The organism is Streptomyces sp. SM18, assembly GCF_002910775.2.
GTDB classification, from domain to species: domain Bacteria; phylum Actinomycetota; class Actinomycetes; order Streptomycetales; family Streptomycetaceae; genus Streptomyces; species Streptomyces halstedii.
The window spans coordinates 708,434-725,939 of record NZ_CP029342.1; the positions used below are offsets into that span (position 1 = coordinate 708,434).

The 17,506-nt window shown below is 68.4% G+C and carries 13 protein-coding genes and 2 pseudogenes; 12 read left to right on the plus strand and 3 right to left on the minus strand.

Annotated elements, in window-relative coordinates:
- Positions 1 to 22: 22 nt before the first annotated feature.
- The gene (locus B9S64_RS34310; protein ID WP_167345713.1) at positions 23 to 193 is read right to left on the minus strand and encodes a hypothetical protein; all 171 of its coding nucleotides are present in this window, start codon (positions 191 to 193) and stop codon (positions 23 to 25) included.
- 6 nt (positions 194 to 199) lie between these two features.
- On the opposite strand from B9S64_RS34310, the gene B9S64_RS03115 reads away from it, so the two are divergent.
- From B9S64_RS03115 to B9S64_RS03150, 8 genes and pseudogenes are all read left to right on the plus strand, one after another.
- A complete protein-coding gene (locus B9S64_RS03115) occupies positions 200 to 868 on the plus strand; it encodes a hypothetical protein (RefSeq protein WP_103492531.1) in 669 nt (222 codons plus the stop codon).
- 59 nt (positions 869 to 927) lie between these two features.
- Positions 928 to 1,107, plus strand: a pseudogene (locus tag B9S64_RS34830) (hypothetical protein); the annotation flags it as partial.
- A 160-nt stretch (positions 1,108 to 1,267) separates the two neighbouring features.
- A complete protein-coding gene (locus tag B9S64_RS34835; RefSeq protein ID WP_103492532.1) occupies positions 1,268 to 1,591 on the plus strand; it encodes a DUF317 domain-containing protein in 324 nt (107 codons plus the stop codon).
- Between the two features lie 68 nt (positions 1,592 to 1,659).
- Positions 1,660 to 2,460: pseudogene (locus tag B9S64_RS03130) on the plus strand (hypothetical protein); the annotation flags it as partial.
- A complete protein-coding gene (locus B9S64_RS03135) occupies positions 2,460 to 3,722 on the plus strand; it encodes a DNA cytosine methyltransferase (protein ID WP_030817748.1) in 1,263 nt (420 codons plus the stop codon). The pseudogene B9S64_RS03130 and the gene B9S64_RS03135, both read left to right, overlap by 1 nt.
- Positions 3,723 to 4,835 (plus strand): DnaB-like helicase N-terminal domain-containing protein, encoded by a 1,113-nt coding sequence (locus tag B9S64_RS03140; protein WP_103492533.1) that lies wholly within the window; start codon positions 3,723 to 3,725, stop codon positions 4,833 to 4,835.
- Positions 4,836 to 4,924: 89 nt separating this feature from the next.
- Entirely contained in the window at positions 4,925 to 6,241 is a 1,317-nt protein-coding gene (locus tag B9S64_RS03145) for a DUF317 domain-containing protein (protein ID WP_157851380.1), read from the plus strand.
- Between the two features lie 227 nt (positions 6,242 to 6,468).
- On the plus strand, positions 6,469 to 6,672 hold the full coding sequence (locus tag B9S64_RS03150) for a cold-shock protein (RefSeq protein ID WP_030817760.1): 204 nt from the start codon (positions 6,469 to 6,471) through the stop codon (positions 6,670 to 6,672).
- Positions 6,673 to 7,688: 1,016 nt separating this feature from the next.
- On the opposite strand, the gene B9S64_RS03160 is transcribed toward B9S64_RS03150, so the two are convergent.
- Both B9S64_RS03160 and B9S64_RS03165 read right to left on the minus strand, forming a co-directional pair.
- Positions 7,689 to 8,129, minus strand: a complete 441-nt coding sequence (locus B9S64_RS03160) for a transposase (RefSeq protein WP_181012385.1) — start codon at positions 8,127 to 8,129, stop codon at positions 7,689 to 7,691.
- 160 nt (positions 8,130 to 8,289) lie between these two features.
- Positions 8,290 to 9,150, minus strand: coding sequence for an endonuclease NucS domain-containing protein (locus B9S64_RS03165; RefSeq protein WP_103492564.1), 861 nt, complete (start codon positions 9,148 to 9,150; stop codon positions 8,290 to 8,292).
- Between the two features lie 813 nt (positions 9,151 to 9,963).
- Here B9S64_RS03165 and cas7u point away from each other — a divergent pair.
- The 4 genes from cas7u to B9S64_RS03185 are packed head-to-tail and all read left to right on the plus strand — an operon-like array spanning position 9,964 to position 16,790.
- The gene (cas7u, locus tag B9S64_RS03170; protein WP_258037960.1) at positions 9,964 to 11,202 is read left to right on the plus strand and encodes a type I-U CRISPR-associated RAMP protein Csb1/Cas7u; all 1,239 of its coding nucleotides are present in this window, start codon (positions 9,964 to 9,966) and stop codon (positions 11,200 to 11,202) included.
- Between the two features lie 4 nt (positions 11,203 to 11,206).
- Entirely contained in the window at positions 11,207 to 12,679 is a 1,473-nt protein-coding gene (csb2, locus tag B9S64_RS03175) for a type I-U CRISPR-associated protein Csb2 (protein WP_103492536.1), read from the plus strand.
- Positions 12,676 to 15,711 (plus strand): type I-U CRISPR-associated helicase/endonuclease Cas3, encoded by a 3,036-nt coding sequence (cas3u, locus tag B9S64_RS03180; RefSeq protein ID WP_103492537.1) that lies wholly within the window; start codon positions 12,676 to 12,678, stop codon positions 15,709 to 15,711. Before csb2 ends, cas3u begins: the two co-directional genes overlap by 4 nt.
- Before the next feature lie 2 nt (positions 15,712 to 15,713).
- Complete coding sequence (locus B9S64_RS03185; RefSeq protein ID WP_103492538.1) at positions 15,714 to 16,790, plus strand: hypothetical protein; 1,077 nt, start codon at positions 15,714 to 15,716, stop codon at positions 16,788 to 16,790.
- The last annotated feature ends 716 nt before the right edge of the window (positions 16,791 to 17,506 follow it).

Here is a 17,506-nt window from a genome sequence, read left to right on the forward strand (position 1 = left end):
ATCCTCCAGCGCTACCCCTTACTCACCGGAGCTCATCATCCCCCTGCGCCACATCGACCTGCCGCTCCAGATCGACCTTCTCCGCGAGCTCGGAGCCGACTTCACCGCCCTGCACACCAAGGTCACTGAGCTCGCCCCCGAGCCGGGCAGTGACCTGCTGCGGCAGGTCGGCCCGCAGATCCTCGCCATCCACGGCCTCGTGAGCCGGTCCCTGGTCCGGCTGTCCGTCCTGGACGGCAGTCAGTACACCGCCGTGCCCGGCAGCCGACTTTCCCTGGATACGCTCAGCGGCGTCACCGCCTCCGCTTCGATCGCCGCCTCTCAGCTGGCACGAGCCGTGGGCGACAACCCGCTCGAAGGCGCGGACTTCGCCGGCGGTCCGCCGGTCGAGGAGGAGTCCGTGCGCCAGGCGAGGCACACCGAGGCCGCACCGGTCCTGGCGAAAAGCCTGGCCGCCGCTGCCCAGCACCTCGAACTGAGCGCAACCTGCTGCCAGTACACCGCATCCGCCATCATCCGTGACCTGACAGAGCATCCCGAACACCGGCCCGACCTGCCGGAACTGTCACCCGCCCAGTACGCCGTGCTCGAACGGATCGCCCAGGGCGGCACCCGTCGATACGCACCGCACAACCGGCCCGTCCGCGTCACCGACGGGGACGGTCGGACCATCCACTCGAAGCCCTTCGGCGTGCTGGAGAAGGAGCGCCTGATCCGTGTGGCGCGGACTTCCAGGTATGTGAGTCAGGACGTCGTGGTCACGGCTGCCGGACGGCTCGCGCTGGATTTCCAGAAGCCGCACCGCTCCCAGGCACCGTCACCAGCCAAGCCGCCTGCCCCCCGCAACACGGGCGGCAGGAATCGGTGAACTCGTTTGCCCCGAACGATCTGGTCCTCGTCTCGCCGCGGTACCTAGCCGGCGGTGGGATGAACAAGATCAACGACGTCATCGGCCCTCTGGCCCACCTGTTCGCGTGGCCCTATGAGCACAACCCGCGAACCGGACGCATCGACATCGACAGCCCCTGCGGCGGCGTCTTCCTCGACTTCGACCCCAACCGTCCGGACGGCGTGTGGTGGACCATCGCCCATCACGAGCCCTACTGGCAAATCGAGTTCAGCCGAGGGACGCCGAGCGAGGCCATCGCGTCCGTTACCCAGGCCCTGCCCCAACTGCTCGGTGACCGCCGGCATGCCGACCGCATTCCTCTCGCGACCGGGTCCATGTCCCACCTTGCCAAGACCAGCGTCCTCCATTTTAACGGGGGTGGCGTGGGCCTCTCCCGACGGCCACTGCACCGTGGAGCACAGCACGGACCCCCTGCACCCGTGGCGGATCGAGCACTCGGTGTACGACGGCTTCGACACGCACTGGAGCGCCACGTTCACTCTCGAGGTGCCCGAGCGTCTGGTTGCCCAGTTCTTCACCCACCTCACGACCACCACGCCGGTGGAACGTCTCTTCCGCGATGTCCCGCATTTCGTGCAGAAGCTGGACGAGGTGCTCATCACCCCGGCCCGTGGAGCCGCTGTGAACCCGCATGTCTACCACGCCGGCGCCCAGCTCGGCCGTGCCGTACGCCACCGCTGATCTCCCCACCGACCGGATCCCTGCGGCGTCGCCTCCGCAGCCCTACATCAGCGCCGCTGGCGGACCCGCCCCGCGCCGTCTATGAGCACCTCGACCGTTTGGAGCGCGAGATAGCCGCCCCGGCCGGCATCCCTGTCCTGCGAGTGTCCGCCGGCAACATCCGCGACGACGCCCTCGACCCGCACCACCGGTTCGCCTCCATGCCGCTCTACATCCTGAACCAGGACGGCAAGGCCGGGATGACCCGACGGCAGTGCACAGGCGAATACAAAGTCAAACCGATAAAGAAGCAGGTCAGAACCCTTCTCAGCTATCCCTACCCCGCCCGGATCCCGCGGGAGGTATTCGTCGAGCAGTGGATCGGCATCTCGACCGACGAGTTCCACCGCGCCAAGGACGCGGACGTGAAGTACATGCGTAACCGGCACCCGCTCATTGACCTGGGCTGGTCGCGCGCCGACTGCATCCGGTACCTGACGTCGCTCAACCTGGCGGACACTCCCAAGAGCAGCTGTCTGGGGTGCCCCTTCCACGGCAACGCGCAATGGCGCCATATCCGCGACACTTCACCTGCCGAGTGGGCGGACGTGGTGGCCTTCGACGCCGCCATCCGCCAGGGAAACGCGCGCGCGAACGCCAGTGGCAACCGGCCGTTGGGCGAGGCGTTCCTCCATCGCTCCCGCGTGCCCCTGGCCGACGCCCCTATCGATCACGTCACCGCCGCCGAGTGGGCCGCCCTCCAGCAGGAGCTGGGCAGCGACGACGACGTCGCGGTGCTGGAGGAGGGTGTCCCGGACGGATGCTCGCCCTGGGCCTGCCGCGGAGACGCGGCCGCGTTGGCCCGCGACGACTTCGGGCTGGCCACGTGATCATCCTCGATCTGTTCGCCGGACCAGGCGGCTGGAGCCACGCCCTGATGATCCTCGGGGTGCGCGACGTCGGCCTGGAATGGGACGAGTGGGCCTGCAAGACCCGCGCAACGGCCCGGCAGTTGACCATCCGCACCGACGTCGCGATGTATCCGGTGGGGCCCTTCCTCGGAAGGACCGCCGGGCTCATCGCCAGCCCGCCCTGCCAGGCATGGTCGATGGCAGGTAAACGTCTCGGGATCCTCGACCAGCCGCTGGTCCACCAGGCCGTTGCTGACCTCGCCGTCGGCCGCGACACCCGCGAACAGCTCCTCACCGCCTGCCAGGACGAACGCTCGCTGCTCGCCGCCGAGCCCATGCGCTATCTGCACGCCCTCAACCAGCACGGCCAACCCGAGTGGATCGCGATGGAGGAAGTCCCGGACGTCTTGCCGCTGTGGCGTCAGTACGCTGCGATCCTGCGCAGCTGGGGCTTCTCGGTGTGGACGGGGATCCTGAACGCGGCGGACTACGGAGTGCCGCAGACCAGGCGGCGCGCGATCCTGCTCGCCTCGCGCACCCGCACCGCCGAACCCCCGCCGCCCACCCACGCCAAAGTCGCCGAGCCGGAGTCGCTGTTCGGGCCGGGCCGCGCCCGGTGGGTATCCATGGCCGAAGCCCTCGGCTGGGGTGCCACCGACCGCCCGGTGCCGACCGTGTGCGCCGGCGGAGGGCCGGGAGGCGGCCCAGAGCCCTTCCCGTCCGGATCCCGCAAAACCCTCAGCGACGCCCGCGACCGCGGAACCTGGAAGCCCCAGAGCACCCTTGTCCTGCAGTCCCGCCGGGAAGGCGCGGGGTGGTCGGCCCTCGACGGAGCCAGGGAGAACCGGCCGGCCGACGAGCCAGCCCCCACGTTCACCGGCGAGACACACCGCTGGTCATGGTCCCTGCGCAGCAACAACCAGTCCAACGCGACCGTCCGCCGATCTGACGAACCGGCCGGCACCCTGTTCTTCGGCCATCGCGCCAATGAATGCGTCTGGATCGCCGAAGCCGCCTCCAGCGCCGCTGGCGAGGAGCAGCCGGCGCCGGAGTCCATCCGGATCACCGCCCAGGAAGCCGGCCGCCTGCAGACCTTCCCTGCCGACTACCCCTGGACCGGGAACAAGGGGCAGGTCTTCGGCCAGATCGGCAACGCGGTGCCGCCCCGGCTCGCCGCCCATCTGCTGGCCCCGCACCTCGGCAAGACCCTCCACCCCGACGACTACACCCTGGCCGCGTAGATGCCCCACTCCACCGACCCGTACGAGGACGACCTGGACGACCTGCCCTCTCCGCGGCCCGTCCACTACGCAGAGCAGTCCCTGCTCGGGGCGCTCCTCCTGGACCCCCACCGGCTCTCCGACATCCGTGTTCTGGCAGCGGAGCAGTTCAGCAACCACGCCCACGGCGCCCTCTTCCAGGCCATGCGTACGGTTCCGCTGCCCGATCCGGAGACCCACCGCTCCGATCCCGCCTGGCTCAACGCCGTCCTCGACGCGGCCCGCCCCCATGCCCCAGGGCTATCCGTCTCCTACCTCCACACCCTCGTCCAGGTCTGCCCGTGGCCCCAGCACGCGCCGGCGTACGCCCGGATGATCCAATCCGATCACGCCCGGCGCACGCTGCTCATGCACGCCCAACACCTCGACCAGACCGCCACCGACGCCACCTTGCCCAACCGGGCCGCAGCCACCCTGGCCCAGGCCGACTCCCTCGCACAGTTCCTGGACACGCTCGCCGGACAGTTCGCCCCGCACCCCGGCTCCCTGCCGCACACCGCCCTGCCGACACAACCCACGGCGCGCAGCAGCGAGGAAGCCCTCGACGAGGAACACCTCCTTCTCGCCACCGCCACCGCGCACCCGGCAGCGCTGAAGGACATGCGCTGGCTCCAGCCCGAGGATTTCACGCAGCCCCTGCACGCAGCCCTGTGGCAGTGCCTGACCTCGCTGGTCCACCGCGCCGAGCCGGTAGACCCGGTCACCGTGCTCTGGGAAGCCCAGCATCGCGGGCTCCTCACCGACGACCTCGCCGCCGGTGACTTGATGGCTCTGGTCTCCACACCCGTCGGGTCGGCCGACTACTGGGGTGAACGCATCCTTCAACGGTCCCTGTTGGCCCGCGCGTGTGACGTCGCCACACGGATCGCCACCTACGCCGAGGACCCAGCCAACACGACGCACCAGCTGATCACCGGCAGCCGCCGTGTGCTGGCCGACCTCACCGCACTGCGCACCCGCTGGCAGCGCAGCACCGCCCCCACACCACCGACGACTCCCCGTGCCCCGCGCAGTCCGGCCGTCTCCCGGGCCGGCCCGCCGCCCCGAGCCACCGCAGCACGCGCACTCCGATGACCCCCGCTCCGGCCGAATCGCGCCGGCCGGAACCGCGAAACGAGACCAGATTGCCGCACCCCGAAACCGCCCCTCACATCCGCCTCGGCGTGTACCAGGAGCGCTCCAGCGCCGTCACCGCCACCATCACGGGCACGCCCACCCGCACGATCCAAGCCCTTCTCACCATCCACGGCTTCGAGCCGCTGGACGAACAGACGATGGTCATGGCACGTATCGACCGCGAGGAACCGCACCACGCCGAGCAAGCCGCACGCGCCCTGCGAGCCGAGAACCTCACCGTGGACATCACCCCCGAGCTGCGCGAGGAGATCGACACCGAATGGACCTGGGCCAACTACCCCATGCCCTGGTGCTCGCGCGAGGAGATCCGCGAGGTTTCCAACGGCGCCCAGAAGATCTACGACGACATCCGGCACGGGCGCCTGATCATCCACGCACACGCCCACGACGGCTTGACCACCGTCGCCGTCGGCACCTACCGCGAAGGCCGTCCGAGTATCCACCTCCACGGGGAAAACCACCTGCGCACCGAATCGATGCGGTACGGCAACCCCGTGGAAGCCATCACCGAGTTCGATCGCCTCTACGGCGACGCCGTACGCCCCGGCCCGGCGCCGGCCACCAGCACCGAGCACGAAGCTGCACGGATTCGCACCTCGCTACCGGGTACGGCCGACGCGCCGTCGGCACCGGCAACGACCGGGCTCGTAGACGCGCACGCTGCCGCGGTCGGCAACCACGAAGCCCTCCTGAACGACTTTCTCGCGTCGCACGGAAAGTGGGAAAAATGGCGGACCTGGTCGGACGAGACCACCCACGCTGTCCACGAATCCCTAGTCATGCGAGCCGAGTTCGTTCACGAAGCCGACCCTGATGACGCCCAGTGGAAGATCGCGGCATACGAGAGCCCGGTCGGCGAGCGCCTGTGGCACGCCACCCTGACCGCCACGGTCCCCGTGGATATCGTGCGGGCGCTGCTCGAAAGCCTCGACTCCGCGGACGCGGTCGAGATCGCTGCTGGCAACGTGGTCTCGGAGGCCAACGTCTGGGAGGCCACCCGTCCGTTGTTCGAAGCCGACTGGGACCACAGCGTCGACGGCCGCTTCATCCGATGGCAGGCACCAGGTGATCACTCCGCAGGTGTCCAATTCGATGCCTTCGCAGCAAACTTCCGGCAGTCCGACCTGCCCATGTGGACGTTCTGGGGCGAGGGCACCGCCGATGCCCCCGAGTGGGCGCTGACCTTTTCGACGCAGGCCGCCGGTTCCGTACTGCAGGACGTCGCCGTCGAGGCGGCCGGTCGATACGCAGCGCCGCTCGCCTCCGCGCGACGGCAGAACAGCCTGCGGACCGCGTCACCCGTCCCGGACCCACATGCTGGCCCCCCGGCCAGAACACGCTGACGCAGGCGCCAACCTCACCGCACGATCCGCCCTCGCGCGCCCAGCGCTCCTGGCCTGACCACCTCGGCTCGATCTTCCGCGAGCGCAGTGTATTTCCGGCATGGGAGTCCAGGTCATCAGCGGGGTGTGTGGGGCAGGATGGTATTTGAAGCGTCCCAGTCCGGCATGCTCGTGAATGCCGAGCCGCTCCACCGTGGACGGACTCGGGTGAAGTGAAGGATTGCAGTATGGCCAGCGGCACCGTGAAGTGGTTCAACAGCGAAAAGGGCTTCGGCTTCATCGAGCAGGACGGCGGCGGCCCCGACGTCTTCGCCCACTACTCCAACATCTCCGGCGGCGGCTTCCGCGAACTCGTCGAGGGCGACAAGGTCAGCTTCGACGTCACCCAGGGCCAGAAGGACCCCCAGGCGGAGAACATCGTCCGCGGCTGAGTCAGGCCGCCGTCACCATGTGGGGGTGCCCGCCGTTACGGCGGGCACCCCCACATGCGCGTCTCGCAGCGCCTGGTGTGATCACCCGGTCTTCCAGCGGACGATCAGCTACTCCTTCCCCTTGGGCGGGGGCCAGGGCACGCCCCCTCGAATTCGGCCGTGAAGCCTTCGGCACCCAGGAGCCGGCATCCCGGCGCGCTTCGATTCCGGACGAGTGGCTCGCTGTCCCGCCCGACGCCGACCTCCGCGAAACATCCCTCATCCGCGATCCCGACCCGTACACCGACGGATTGCTACGCATGGCCTCCCTGGCAGCGCTCGTCCCCGGCGATCAATTCTCGCTCTGGGTATTCCTGCGCAGCCGGGACGGCCAGAATTTCGTCATGGACCGTCACGGAGTTACGGGAAGGAGCGTCGGAAACCAACCGTTGGGGCCCCTGACTGATCTTCAGGTATACGCCACGAATCCACAGGGGCTTTACGAAAGAAAGTCGCACGGCCTGTGTGTGCACGAGAGGTGGCTGAGCCCCGAGCCTGATCTTCTCACTCTCCGAGACCTCGTTGCGCTCTACCTTCAAGACCCGGGGTACGACGACTGGACAGGCTCGGGCTGGTGCAGTGCATGCGCCGGATACGCGGTGCGGAGGCTGAACGAGGAAGAGTTCGTCCACTACTGGGCGAGCGTGCAGGCCACTCACGCCGCCTTGTCCGGCGGGCCCCGGTAGAGCCGGGCGGCAATGTAGCGGTGGATCCCCGGTTACCGAAACCGGGGATCCACCGAATACTTATAGCTCCACCGCCACTACCTGACCGCTACGTCGAAGGGCCGCATCGCGACAGACCACAACTTGGCCTCGATTCGTCAGCGGTGAGTTCGTGCTGACCGGCCTGGCGGTTCGCCCGTAATGTTCCCTCGTTGCGGTTGTCGGGCCGTCGCGTGTCGCTGCGGCTGCGCCGGGTTCCACGTCTCCCGGAGGGGGCTCCTTCCTGGTCTTCGTCGGGGCGGTTCCCGGTCGTCAGGTGACGGCCGCGAGGTCGCAGATCCGGGTCCAGGCCAGAGTGAATGCGCTGGTCCAGGGCCATGTGGGGTCGAGACGGAGGTAGCGGCGTCTGGCGTGATGGGCGAGGCGGCCGGGCTGGTGGTCGAGCGTTTCCAGAGTGCGGTGCACCGTGGAGTCAGATGCCCCCGGTCCGGTCAACCGCACCTGGTGCAGGGCGAGGTGTTCGGCCTCCAGCACACTGCGGGTCCCGAGCGCGATCGATATCGCCAGGTGTACGAGGACCACCGCCCGATCCCGCCACCCCACACCACCCTGCGGGAACACCCCGGTCAACGCCTGGGTCAGCCCCGACCGGTCCGCGAGCCGCCGCAGCAGCACCACTCCCGCGTGTCCGACCAGCCCTTTACCGTCGGCCCGCACGCTCAGACCCCGGTCCCACCCTGTACGCTCACTCACCAGAAAGGTGCCCTGATTTCTGCTACCGATGCTTCCTCGACAGTCACATCCTCGCAGGCCAGTGGCGCCTTTCTGCTATTGGGCCGTCAGATCATCCAATTCGGCTGAAGAGCCAGGGTTGATCAGGCAAGCGCACAGGGCCCTGGGGGCCATTACTCGTTCACGCCGCGGCGTAGCTCAGCCGGAACAGGTCCTGAGCACGCTCCAGGTCCCGCTCGGTGCGCAGCTGCACCTCCAGGTCGCCCGTGCCGTGGTGACCGAGCCCCGTCACGTCCCGGGTGAATCCGGGCCTGAGATCGACGCTTTTCGGGTCGGCCTTCAGGTAGACGAGCAACTTGGTCTGCTGGGGCGGGATGACGCAGGCAAAGTTCCGCAGCCGCTGGTAGGCGGCGTACTGCTTGCGCTGAACCCGCGTGACACCGTTCCCCAGGCCGCGAAACGTCTCGTCCGCAGCCACGGCCAGCTCCGCCATGGCGTCGGTCCGCCGCTGGAGCGCCTGTGGCGCGTCCGCGTGCGTATGGCGGCGGGTGCGCCGGTTCGCCGCTCCCGACTTGCCGGTGACGGAGACCACCGTTTCCAGGCTGACGTGGTCCCTGCCGTAGTACCGGTAGCGGACCAGGTCGATGCTACGACGGTGCTCGCGCACTGCGTGCGCGTCGTAGCGAGTGAAGTCGCCGGCAACGCAGATCAGGCGGGGGGCGCTCCACAGGACCTGGGCTGCGGTCGGCACTCCGAGCCTGTCGCGGACCAAGCTGTCGAAGGCGCTCCGGTGCCGCGTGAGCCACGACAGGTAGTAGAGGCCCTGGTTGATCACGCCGGCATCCGTGCCGCGCTTGTACTCAACGATGACCGGCGCACCGTTCTCGTCAATCCCGAGCGAGTCGATCCGCCCGCCGTCGACGCAGTCGATCACGTACTCGCTCGCCAGGAACCGCACCCCCAGCATCGTGTCCATGTGCGCCTCGATGAGGCTCTGCACATCCGCCTCGACGTCAACAAGACGCGGCGTGACCTCAGTCATGCCGCCTTTCGTCGTGTGGAACAGCTTCACTCGACGTCTCCCCCTCCTCGGTTCGGAGATCGTCAACGCCGAGCTGGGTCGGGATTGTTTCCGCGGGAGGCTTCGGGCGTGTGAAGGAGGTGTCAGAAGCTACGTGCGGGCCAGCATGAGGCACCCTCGTCCCACGGTTCCCAGGGACCAGCAGATCCCACATACGTCCCACAGGATCGCGGGACGAGCGCCTGGAAGACTGCGTTTCCGCAGTTCAGCCCCGTAGCTCAGTGGATAGAGCACGTGCCTTCTAAGCGCTTGGCCGCGGGTCTCGGCTGGCCGGGCACTGAGTCTCCGTGCTCGACGCGTCCCCTACGCCGAGGGAGCCTCCGCAGGTCCCGCAACCACGGAGAAGGCACGCGGCGTTCCTCGTCGTTGCTGGCGGATAGCGTGAGGTCCTTGCTTCTATACCCGTTGACTTCCTTAAGCCTGCCGTCAGCGCCGGACGTCGAACAACCTGGTCGGCCGTACCCCGAAACGCCATCCCCCATTTGGCCGCACCCTCGAACGAGTGCTGTTCGCACCTCCAATCAGATGCACGGATGCTGAACGATGTTGACCTGCGCGTCAGCCACGCTGGAACCCTGGCCGTGCGAAAACGCAACGCCCATCGGCGCGCTGCGCCCAGCGCTGGGAGGAGGCCGGTCACCGACGAGCGAAGGACCCTATCGGCCACCACTGACAGAGTCGTATCCCTCACCATTGAACCTATTTGCTCGCCCATTTCCTCGATGCTTCGATGATCCGCCATTGCCGAAGTGGGCTGCTTTAGAGGGAGGTTGGGTGGCCATTCCGTCCTCTGCGCTCACCGATCTTGGGAGGTCGATCGTGATCGAGGAGCTGTACGAACGGCTGCATGCCGCAGCCAATGCGCTGTCGGAGGACAGCGCTATTCGGGTCCGGGCAGCGTATGAGCCGACCAGCAGTTCGGGCGGCAGGATCTGCCCGCCGACGGTGAAGGCCAAGTCCACCGACGCGGCCGGCTACCTGATCGAGCCCCGCTACGTGGAGGGCGATGAGGTCAGGGTGGTGCTCCTCGATCAGCGCCAGTCGCAGGCGAACCGGTGCGAACAGGCGCTCCTGGACGCGGTACGCCGTGAAGACCTGTTCCTTCCCCATCTGGAGCTGACGACGGAGGCCGGGGGGACGGCCGTATCGATCACGAGCCTGGAGGCGCCGCACAGGTCCTGCGACGCCTACTTCCGCGACTCCCAGAACGAAGAGGGGACAACGTTCGACAAGACCGAGGTCGGGGCCGCGCTGCGCCGGGCGGGAGCGGCAGACCTCCGCGCCTATCTGGATCAGTCGCCGGCGGACCTGGTGTATGGCGTGTGGGACTCGCACCGTAAGCGCCGGATCCAGGTCAAGGTCCCCCGCGCCTACACCTCGGAGATGTACGGCGTCTCGCCCCTCGTGGGTGTGCGGGCGGCCGGGCGCGTGGACCGGCTGAACCTGGCTGGTGACACCGTCGCGGTCACCGAGACGGGGTGGTCTCCGCTCGATGGTGCGAAGCCGCCCCGCGGCGTCGCGTCCGCAAGGATGTCGGAGCTGGGCCACGGCATGATCCCACCCTCTGAAGGCATCGGCGGGGTCTCGGTCAAGGCGGTGCACCGGCAGGCGACGGTGTCCCTGGCGCAACTGTCCTCGCTGCGCTTCGGGAGCGTCACCGAGGAGTTCACGGCCGCAGGCCGGGCGTTGCTCGCGTCCATCGCGCTTCTGGGAGACCGGCTGGCCTTCGGTGCGTCGGCTCTGCACCTACGTTCGGGCTGCGACCTTGTCGTCGTCTCGGAGCAGGTGGAATGGGTGCAGCGGGGGCGCAACGGGGTGCCGGTGACGGAGCCGATGGAGTGCACGACGTCCCGCGATGCACAGGCGCTGTTCGAGATCGCTCTGGAACGGGCCCGTAAGTCCGGGCTGGAGTGGCCGGTCGAGCCGTTCCGTGTCCGCCCGAACGCGAGTCTGCAGCAAGCGATCGAAAAGTCCTACGAGATCGCCGGAATCGGCGCGGCCGAAGAGGAGTGACCTCGTGCCGTTCCATCTTGACGTGCATCTGCTGGACAGTTCGTACCACGCCTCGACACTGAATCGTTCCGGTGCGGAGTGGCCGCCACACCCCTATCGGCTGTTCTGCGCTCTGGTCTCGGTGGCCGATGAGGATGACCCGGTCCAGAACGCTGCGCTGACGTGGTTGGAGGAGCAGCCCCCTCCCACGGTCCGGGTCCCGGCTCGGTCGGTGGAAGCCGCCGAGACTCGGCGGGCATGGGTGCCGACCAATGCGGTGGAGCGGAAGAAGCCTGGGCACGCGGTGCTTCCCGGACGGATCTCCGGCGGCCAGCCGAAGCAATGGCCCCAGCGCAATCTCGCGGAGCCGATGGTGAGCTTCATCTGGCCGCAGTGCCCGTCCCCGGGTATCCAGGCGGTGCTTGAGCTCCTGCTGTCCCGCATCGGCTACTTCGGCCGGGCCAGCGGGCACGCGCTTCTCACCGCGGCCGTGGTCGGCGATGCCGAGGTGACGCCCGTGGGCGAAGGGTGGCGTGAGTGGTCTCCCGCTTCCCGTGAGGCCAGGAACGTGGAGTTTCTCCGTGCTCCCTACCCGGGCTTCCTCACACGTCTTCGCAGCGCACATGCCGAGGGTCAGCGAGCGTTCCAGCAGGCCCGGCCCCACGCCTATCAGCTCGTCGGCATCGAGTCTGCGGGGCCGAACGACATGGTGGTGGAGGGCCCGTATGTCGATCTGCTCCCCTTCGCGTTCCCCTCTGGGCTTTCGCTCGACCCGTCCCTCACGCTCAAAGTGACCTCCTCGTTGCGTTCGAAGGTCAGCGGCATGCTCTCTGCGGCAGGGCACGACGTGGACCAGATGATCGCGGTGCACGGGCACAAACCTGCCGGGGACCAGCGGCACGTCTGCGCCTTCGTTGCGCTGCCGTTCGTTGGACATCGCCACGCGGACGGCCGGCTGCGCGGGGTGGGCATCGCGTTGCCCCGAGATCTCGATCCGGCGCACCGCAAGGCGCTGCTGGCGGTTCTCCTCCGTCTCGGTGGCGGGCTGCGCAAGCTGTCCGTGCCGACGCTGTCCCGCCCCGTTCCTCTGTCATACGCCGGTGCGGGCGACACCGTGCAGAGCACGCTGCAAGCAGTGCGCGCGGAGCGATGGACCACCCCGTCCACCCAGTGGACGACGGCCCTGCCGATGGTCCTGGACCACTTTCCCAGAAGAACCCCGAACGGGATCGAGACATCAGTGGCGACCAGCTGCGTCCTGGCCGGATTCCCCGAGCCGCGATCGGTCGAGGTCCTGCACCGAGGCGCATACGTACCCGGCGCGCCGGAACTCCCCCCGTATGCGCTACGCCGCAAGGCCGGCGAGCGGCCTCTCCTGAGCCGCCACGTCCGCCTGCGGTTCGCCGAGCCGGTCACCGGGCCGATCATCCTGGGCAGCAAAAAGAGCTACGGCCTTGGCCTGTGCATTCCGGTCCCCGCGCGAGAAGGAACGGCATGACCATCCCCCTTGAAGGCGCCCTGCATCTGGAGGAGTTCTCCGACTTCGTCCAGGAAGTCCGAGGACACCGGCCCTTTCCCTGGCAGACCGCATACCTGAACCGGGTCGCGGAAAGCGGCATCTGGGCCGACCTCGACATCCCCACCGGCCTCGGCAAGACCAGCACCATCGACATCTGGTGCTTCCTCCTGGCCTGGCAGCACTCCAGCGGGGCCCGGCGGACCGTGCCTGTACGGCTGTTCTTCGCTGTGGACCGACGCCTGGTCGTCGACCAGGCACACGAAAGCGCCAGCTCCCTTCAACGGGCGCTCCACGACAGCGGCGCCACTACGGTGACCGGCCGTGTCGCCCAGGCGCTGCGTGAACTTGGCGCGAGCGACACCGCCATGGACAGCGTGCGCATGCGGGGCGGCGCCGACTGGAGCTCCCGCTGGCTGCGCTCCCCGGCTCAGCCCGCCGTCATCTCCAGCACCGTCGATCAGTACGGCAGTCGTCTGCTGTTCCGCGGCTATCACACCAGCCCGCGCATGCGCCCCATCGACGCCGCTCTGTGCGGCATGGACGCCCTCCTCGCCGTGGACGAGGCTCACATCGCGCTGCCGCTGCTGCGCACGGCCACCGACTGCGCCGCTTACCAGGCCACTGCCTCCCAACCGGACTTCGCCGGCCGTGCCGTCCAGGTCGTCAGCCTCTCCGCGACCGCTTCGGCCGCCGCGGACCGGCCCCGGCACTCGATCACCGACGCCGACCGTGCCCACCCTGTGGCCAGCCGGCGCTTGAACGCGCAGCGCCGCCTCACGCTCCTGGATGCCTCGCCGAACGTGAAGGACACGGCGGCAGCCTTCGCGCAGGCTGCCGCGCTGGCGGTCGAATCCCTGCTTCCGGTGATCGAACGACCGGTGATCGGCGTGATCGCCAATACCATCCGCGCCGCCCGCGCCACCCATCACCTGCTGGCCCAGCGCGAGGACGCCGACACCGTGCTGCTGACCGGCCGCACACGCCCCCTCGACCGCGAGCGTCTCCTGGCCCACCCGCTGGTCACCGAACTCCTCGCCAGCGTGCAACCCGACCGCGAACGGCCGCTGATCGTCATCGCCACCCAGACCGTCGAGGTCGGCATCGACATCTCCTTCGCCGGCATGGTCACCGAGAACGCCTCCCTCGCGGCACTCATCCAGCGCCTCGGCCGTCTGGACCGCACCGGCGACCTGAACCTCGCACCCGCCATCGTCCTGCGCACCAGCACACAGACCAAGCAGAGCACCATCCCCGTCTACGGTGAGTCCGCCGAACGCACCTGGGCGCATCTGACGGAGAAGGCGCCCACCGTCATAATGTCCGGACTCAAGGCTCCTTCACTGGCCGGAGTTCTTGCCGAGGGCCTGCTCGTCAATCCTGTAACCCTGCCCGCGCTGCTCGCGGACGTGGACACCAGCGTCCTCAACGTGGAGCCGCCCCTCATCCCTGTAGTCCATCGCACCCTCGTCGACTCCTGGACCCGCACCAGCCCCGCCCCAGTCCCCGACCAGGCGCCAGCCCCGTTCCTCCATGGCCTGGACACCTCACCCGAAGACGTCCTCGTGCTCTGGCGCGCCGACCTTCACGAGACCGACGGACAGCCCGACTTCGCACAATGGGCCACCCGCATGAGCCAGACCCCGCCCCACGCCGGCGAAACAGTCGCGATCCCCGCCCGGCAACTGCGCCGCTTCCTCACCTGCGCCCCCGCCGACGACGACACCAGCGACCTCGAAGGCACGACGCCCACCCTCGACACGGCTCCCACGGCCAAGAGGCAACCGGCACCCACTATGTCGCCGGTGCTGCGTTACGACGACCGCGAGAACCAGTGGGTGCCAGCCACCGAGCCCCGCGAAATCCGGCCCGGTAGCACCGTAGTCCTGCCCGCACGCTACGGAGGCCATGACGCCTACGGCTGGACCGGCACTCGCGACCAACCGGTCACCGACCTCGGCGACTACCCCACCACGGACACCGCGCCCACCCGAATCGACGCCCACGTCCTCACTCCCCGAACCACCGGCGAAGACTCGGTCACCGTCCGCCTCACGACAGCGACCGCCCACGCAGCCCAACGGCTGCGCGTTGAGGACCCGGATGAGACCACCGGCATCGTCAACGAACTCCTGGACGTCCTCCTCGCCGCCCCGGTTTCCCTCCTCGGTGGGCCGTATGCCGACCTGGCCCAGAACCGTCTGCACCGCCTGCGCACTGTCGAGCGGTGGACCACGGCACCCACCGGCCGCACCGAGGAACAAGGGCATGTTGTCCTCGACCCAGAAGACCTCTGCCGCCTCGTCCTCATCCCTGCACGGCCGCCACGCGGACAGCGCGAACGGACCCCAGGCATCGCCGACGACGCCTCCGACGCAAGCTCGCTGACCCGCCCCGTTTCGCTGTCACAACACAGCGTCGCCGTCGCCGAACGCGCCGGCGCCTTCGCCACGGCCCTGCGCCTGCCTCCCCCGCTCATCGACGCCCTCCGGGCCGCAGGACACGCCCACGACTGTGGAAAATCACACCGCCGGTTCCAATGCATGCTCTGCGCCGGAGACAGACTCCTGGCCGAAATCCTGGACGAACCCCGCGCGAAATCCGGGATGGACCCCGCCGATCACCACGCGCGCCGCCGCGCAGCCCAACTCGCGCAGTGGCATCCAGACATGCGACACGAAGCGATCAGCGCGCTCGCCGTCACCGCCTGGCTGGACACCCGCCCCGACCACCCCCGGGGTGACGACGACCACCTGGTGCTCCACCTCGTCGCCGCACACCACGGCCACGCCCGCCCGCTCCTTCCTCCCATGACCGACCCCGCCCCGGAGAAGGTGACGTGCACCATGCCCGACCAACAACAGGTCATCGTCGACAGCGCCGACATGGGCACCGACTGGACCGGCCCCGACCGGTTCCACACACTCAACCGCCGCTACGGGCCCTGGGGACTGGCCCTGCTCGAAGCCACCCTCCGTCTCGCCGACATGGCCTGCTCCGAGGAAGGAACCTGACCATGACCCGCCATTCCCTCGAACTCCCCGCCCTCTACGGCAGCTCACCCCTCGGGTTCCTCGCCGCTCTCGGCACCCTCCACCTCAGCCACCACATGCTCGATCAAGCCCCGCAACTCTCCTGGGCTGGCCCGGACGCACCAGCCATCCTCCACACACACCAGCCCCTCACCCACGACAGCCTCGCCGACCTCCTGGCAACCCAACTGCCCATCCAGCCCGAGAAGGACGCCCTGGCCCTCGCCCCCGGCATCCTCGACCAGCCCCGTTCATCCGGCCCGGGCGCACCCAACGACCCCCTCCGCATGCCCCTCCCCGAAGCCCTCGCTCACCTCCGCGCCCACGCCCAGGCGGAACGCGACCACAACGACAACCACGCCCACTGGTTCACCTCGCTGATCAACACGCTCAGCGCCAGCCCCGGCAAAACCGAAGACACCACCGCACCGAAGAGGACAACGAAAGACAGCTCCCAGGCCCTCTACACCCGTACAACCCCGCTCTTCGGGCGGACCGGCCGCATGACCCTCCCGAGCAGCTGGGCCACCGCCGCCCAACACTGCATCAACAACCCCAACCACCTCCACGCAGCCCTCACCAACTGGAAGCGAGTCGACGGCTACGCCGGCGCCAACCTCGACCACAGCTCCCTCGGCGACGCCCACATGGTCAGCCACGGCAAACCCACCCAACAAGGCGTCCCCGGAGCAACCTGGCTCGCCCTCCACGGCTTCGCCGCCATACGCCTCATCGGCAACACCAACCGCCCCCAAGCCACAAGCTGGAACACCACCACTAACGCCTTCACATGGCCCACCTGGCACCCGCCCCTCACCACCACCGCACTCACCACCCTCCTCGAACACTCAGCCATCCGCACCCCCTCCAAACCAGCGGTCCTCGAAAACCTAGGCGTCACCGCGATCTACACCGCACAACGCACCCGTCTCCTCCAAGGCGACGGACCGCTCTCCCCAGGACAGCGCGTCACCCACAGATCTCGGAACCACAGGCACCCCACGAAATGCGCCACCACTCCGAAGCGAAATGACCGAAATGCCTATACCATGCATCCATGATCATGGTCGGCCCGGTTCGCTCCCCCGGAGCGTTGCAGGCTGGGCGGGCCAACACCCCGGACTCCGTCCGGAGCACCACTGCGGCACGTTAATCACGTCACCCAGGCCACCGGTAAAGTTACCGACACTCCGGGTTCCGGCCGGAGCACCACTACGGCGGCCTGGTCGTGTCTGGCCCGCTTCGCGCCGTTCACCAACACTTCGGGTGGCGACTGGAGCACCAGTACGGCACTACGACTTTCGAGTTGCGGCAAGGCATGGCGCTCCAACACTCCGGAGACCATCCGGAGCACCACTACGGTGGCGAGACAGAGATGTCGCTCGTACAGGCGATCGCGCCAACACTTCAGGTTTCCCCCGGAGCACCACTGCGGCGCGACGTACAAACGGGTGTGGGCCAACCTGCTGGTACCCAACACTGCGGGTGCCGCCCGGAGCACCACTGCGGCTTGCGCTTGCGGAGGCTACGCGTCACCCTCGCCCACCAGCACTCCCGGTTTCCCTCCGGAGCACCACTGCGGCAGCGTCCCAGCGGTGTGGCCCACGCCAGCATTCGTCAACCACTCCGGACTCCGACCGGAGCACATCTCCGGCCACCGGTTGGCCGGGTTGAGCTTGCAGTCGAACGGCCAATACTCCGGGTTGCAACCGGAGCACTACTTCGGCACTGTCTGGCGCAAGGGCACCGCGATCAAGGCCGTCCCAAACCTCCGGGG

Bases quoted from the DNA above. Each gene is read 5' to 3' on its own strand.
- B9S64_RS03165 (WP_103492564.1), bottom strand. From the start codon at position 9,150: ATGACTGAGGTCACGCCGCGTCTTGTTGACGTCGAGGCGGATGTGCAG.
- B9S64_RS03140 (WP_103492533.1), top strand. From the start codon at position 3,723: ATGCCCCACTCCACCGACCCGTACGAGGACGACCTGGACGACCTGCCC.
- B9S64_RS03150 (WP_030817760.1), top strand. From the start codon at position 6,469: ATGGCCAGCGGCACCGTGAAGTGGTTCAACAGCGAAAAGGGCTTCGGC.
- cas3u (WP_103492537.1), top strand. From the start codon at position 12,676: ATGACCATCCCCCTTGAAGGCGCCCTGCATCTGGAGGAGTTCTCCGAC.
- B9S64_RS03185 (WP_103492538.1), top strand. From the start codon at position 15,714: ATGACCCGCCATTCCCTCGAACTCCCCGCCCTCTACGGCAGCTCACCC.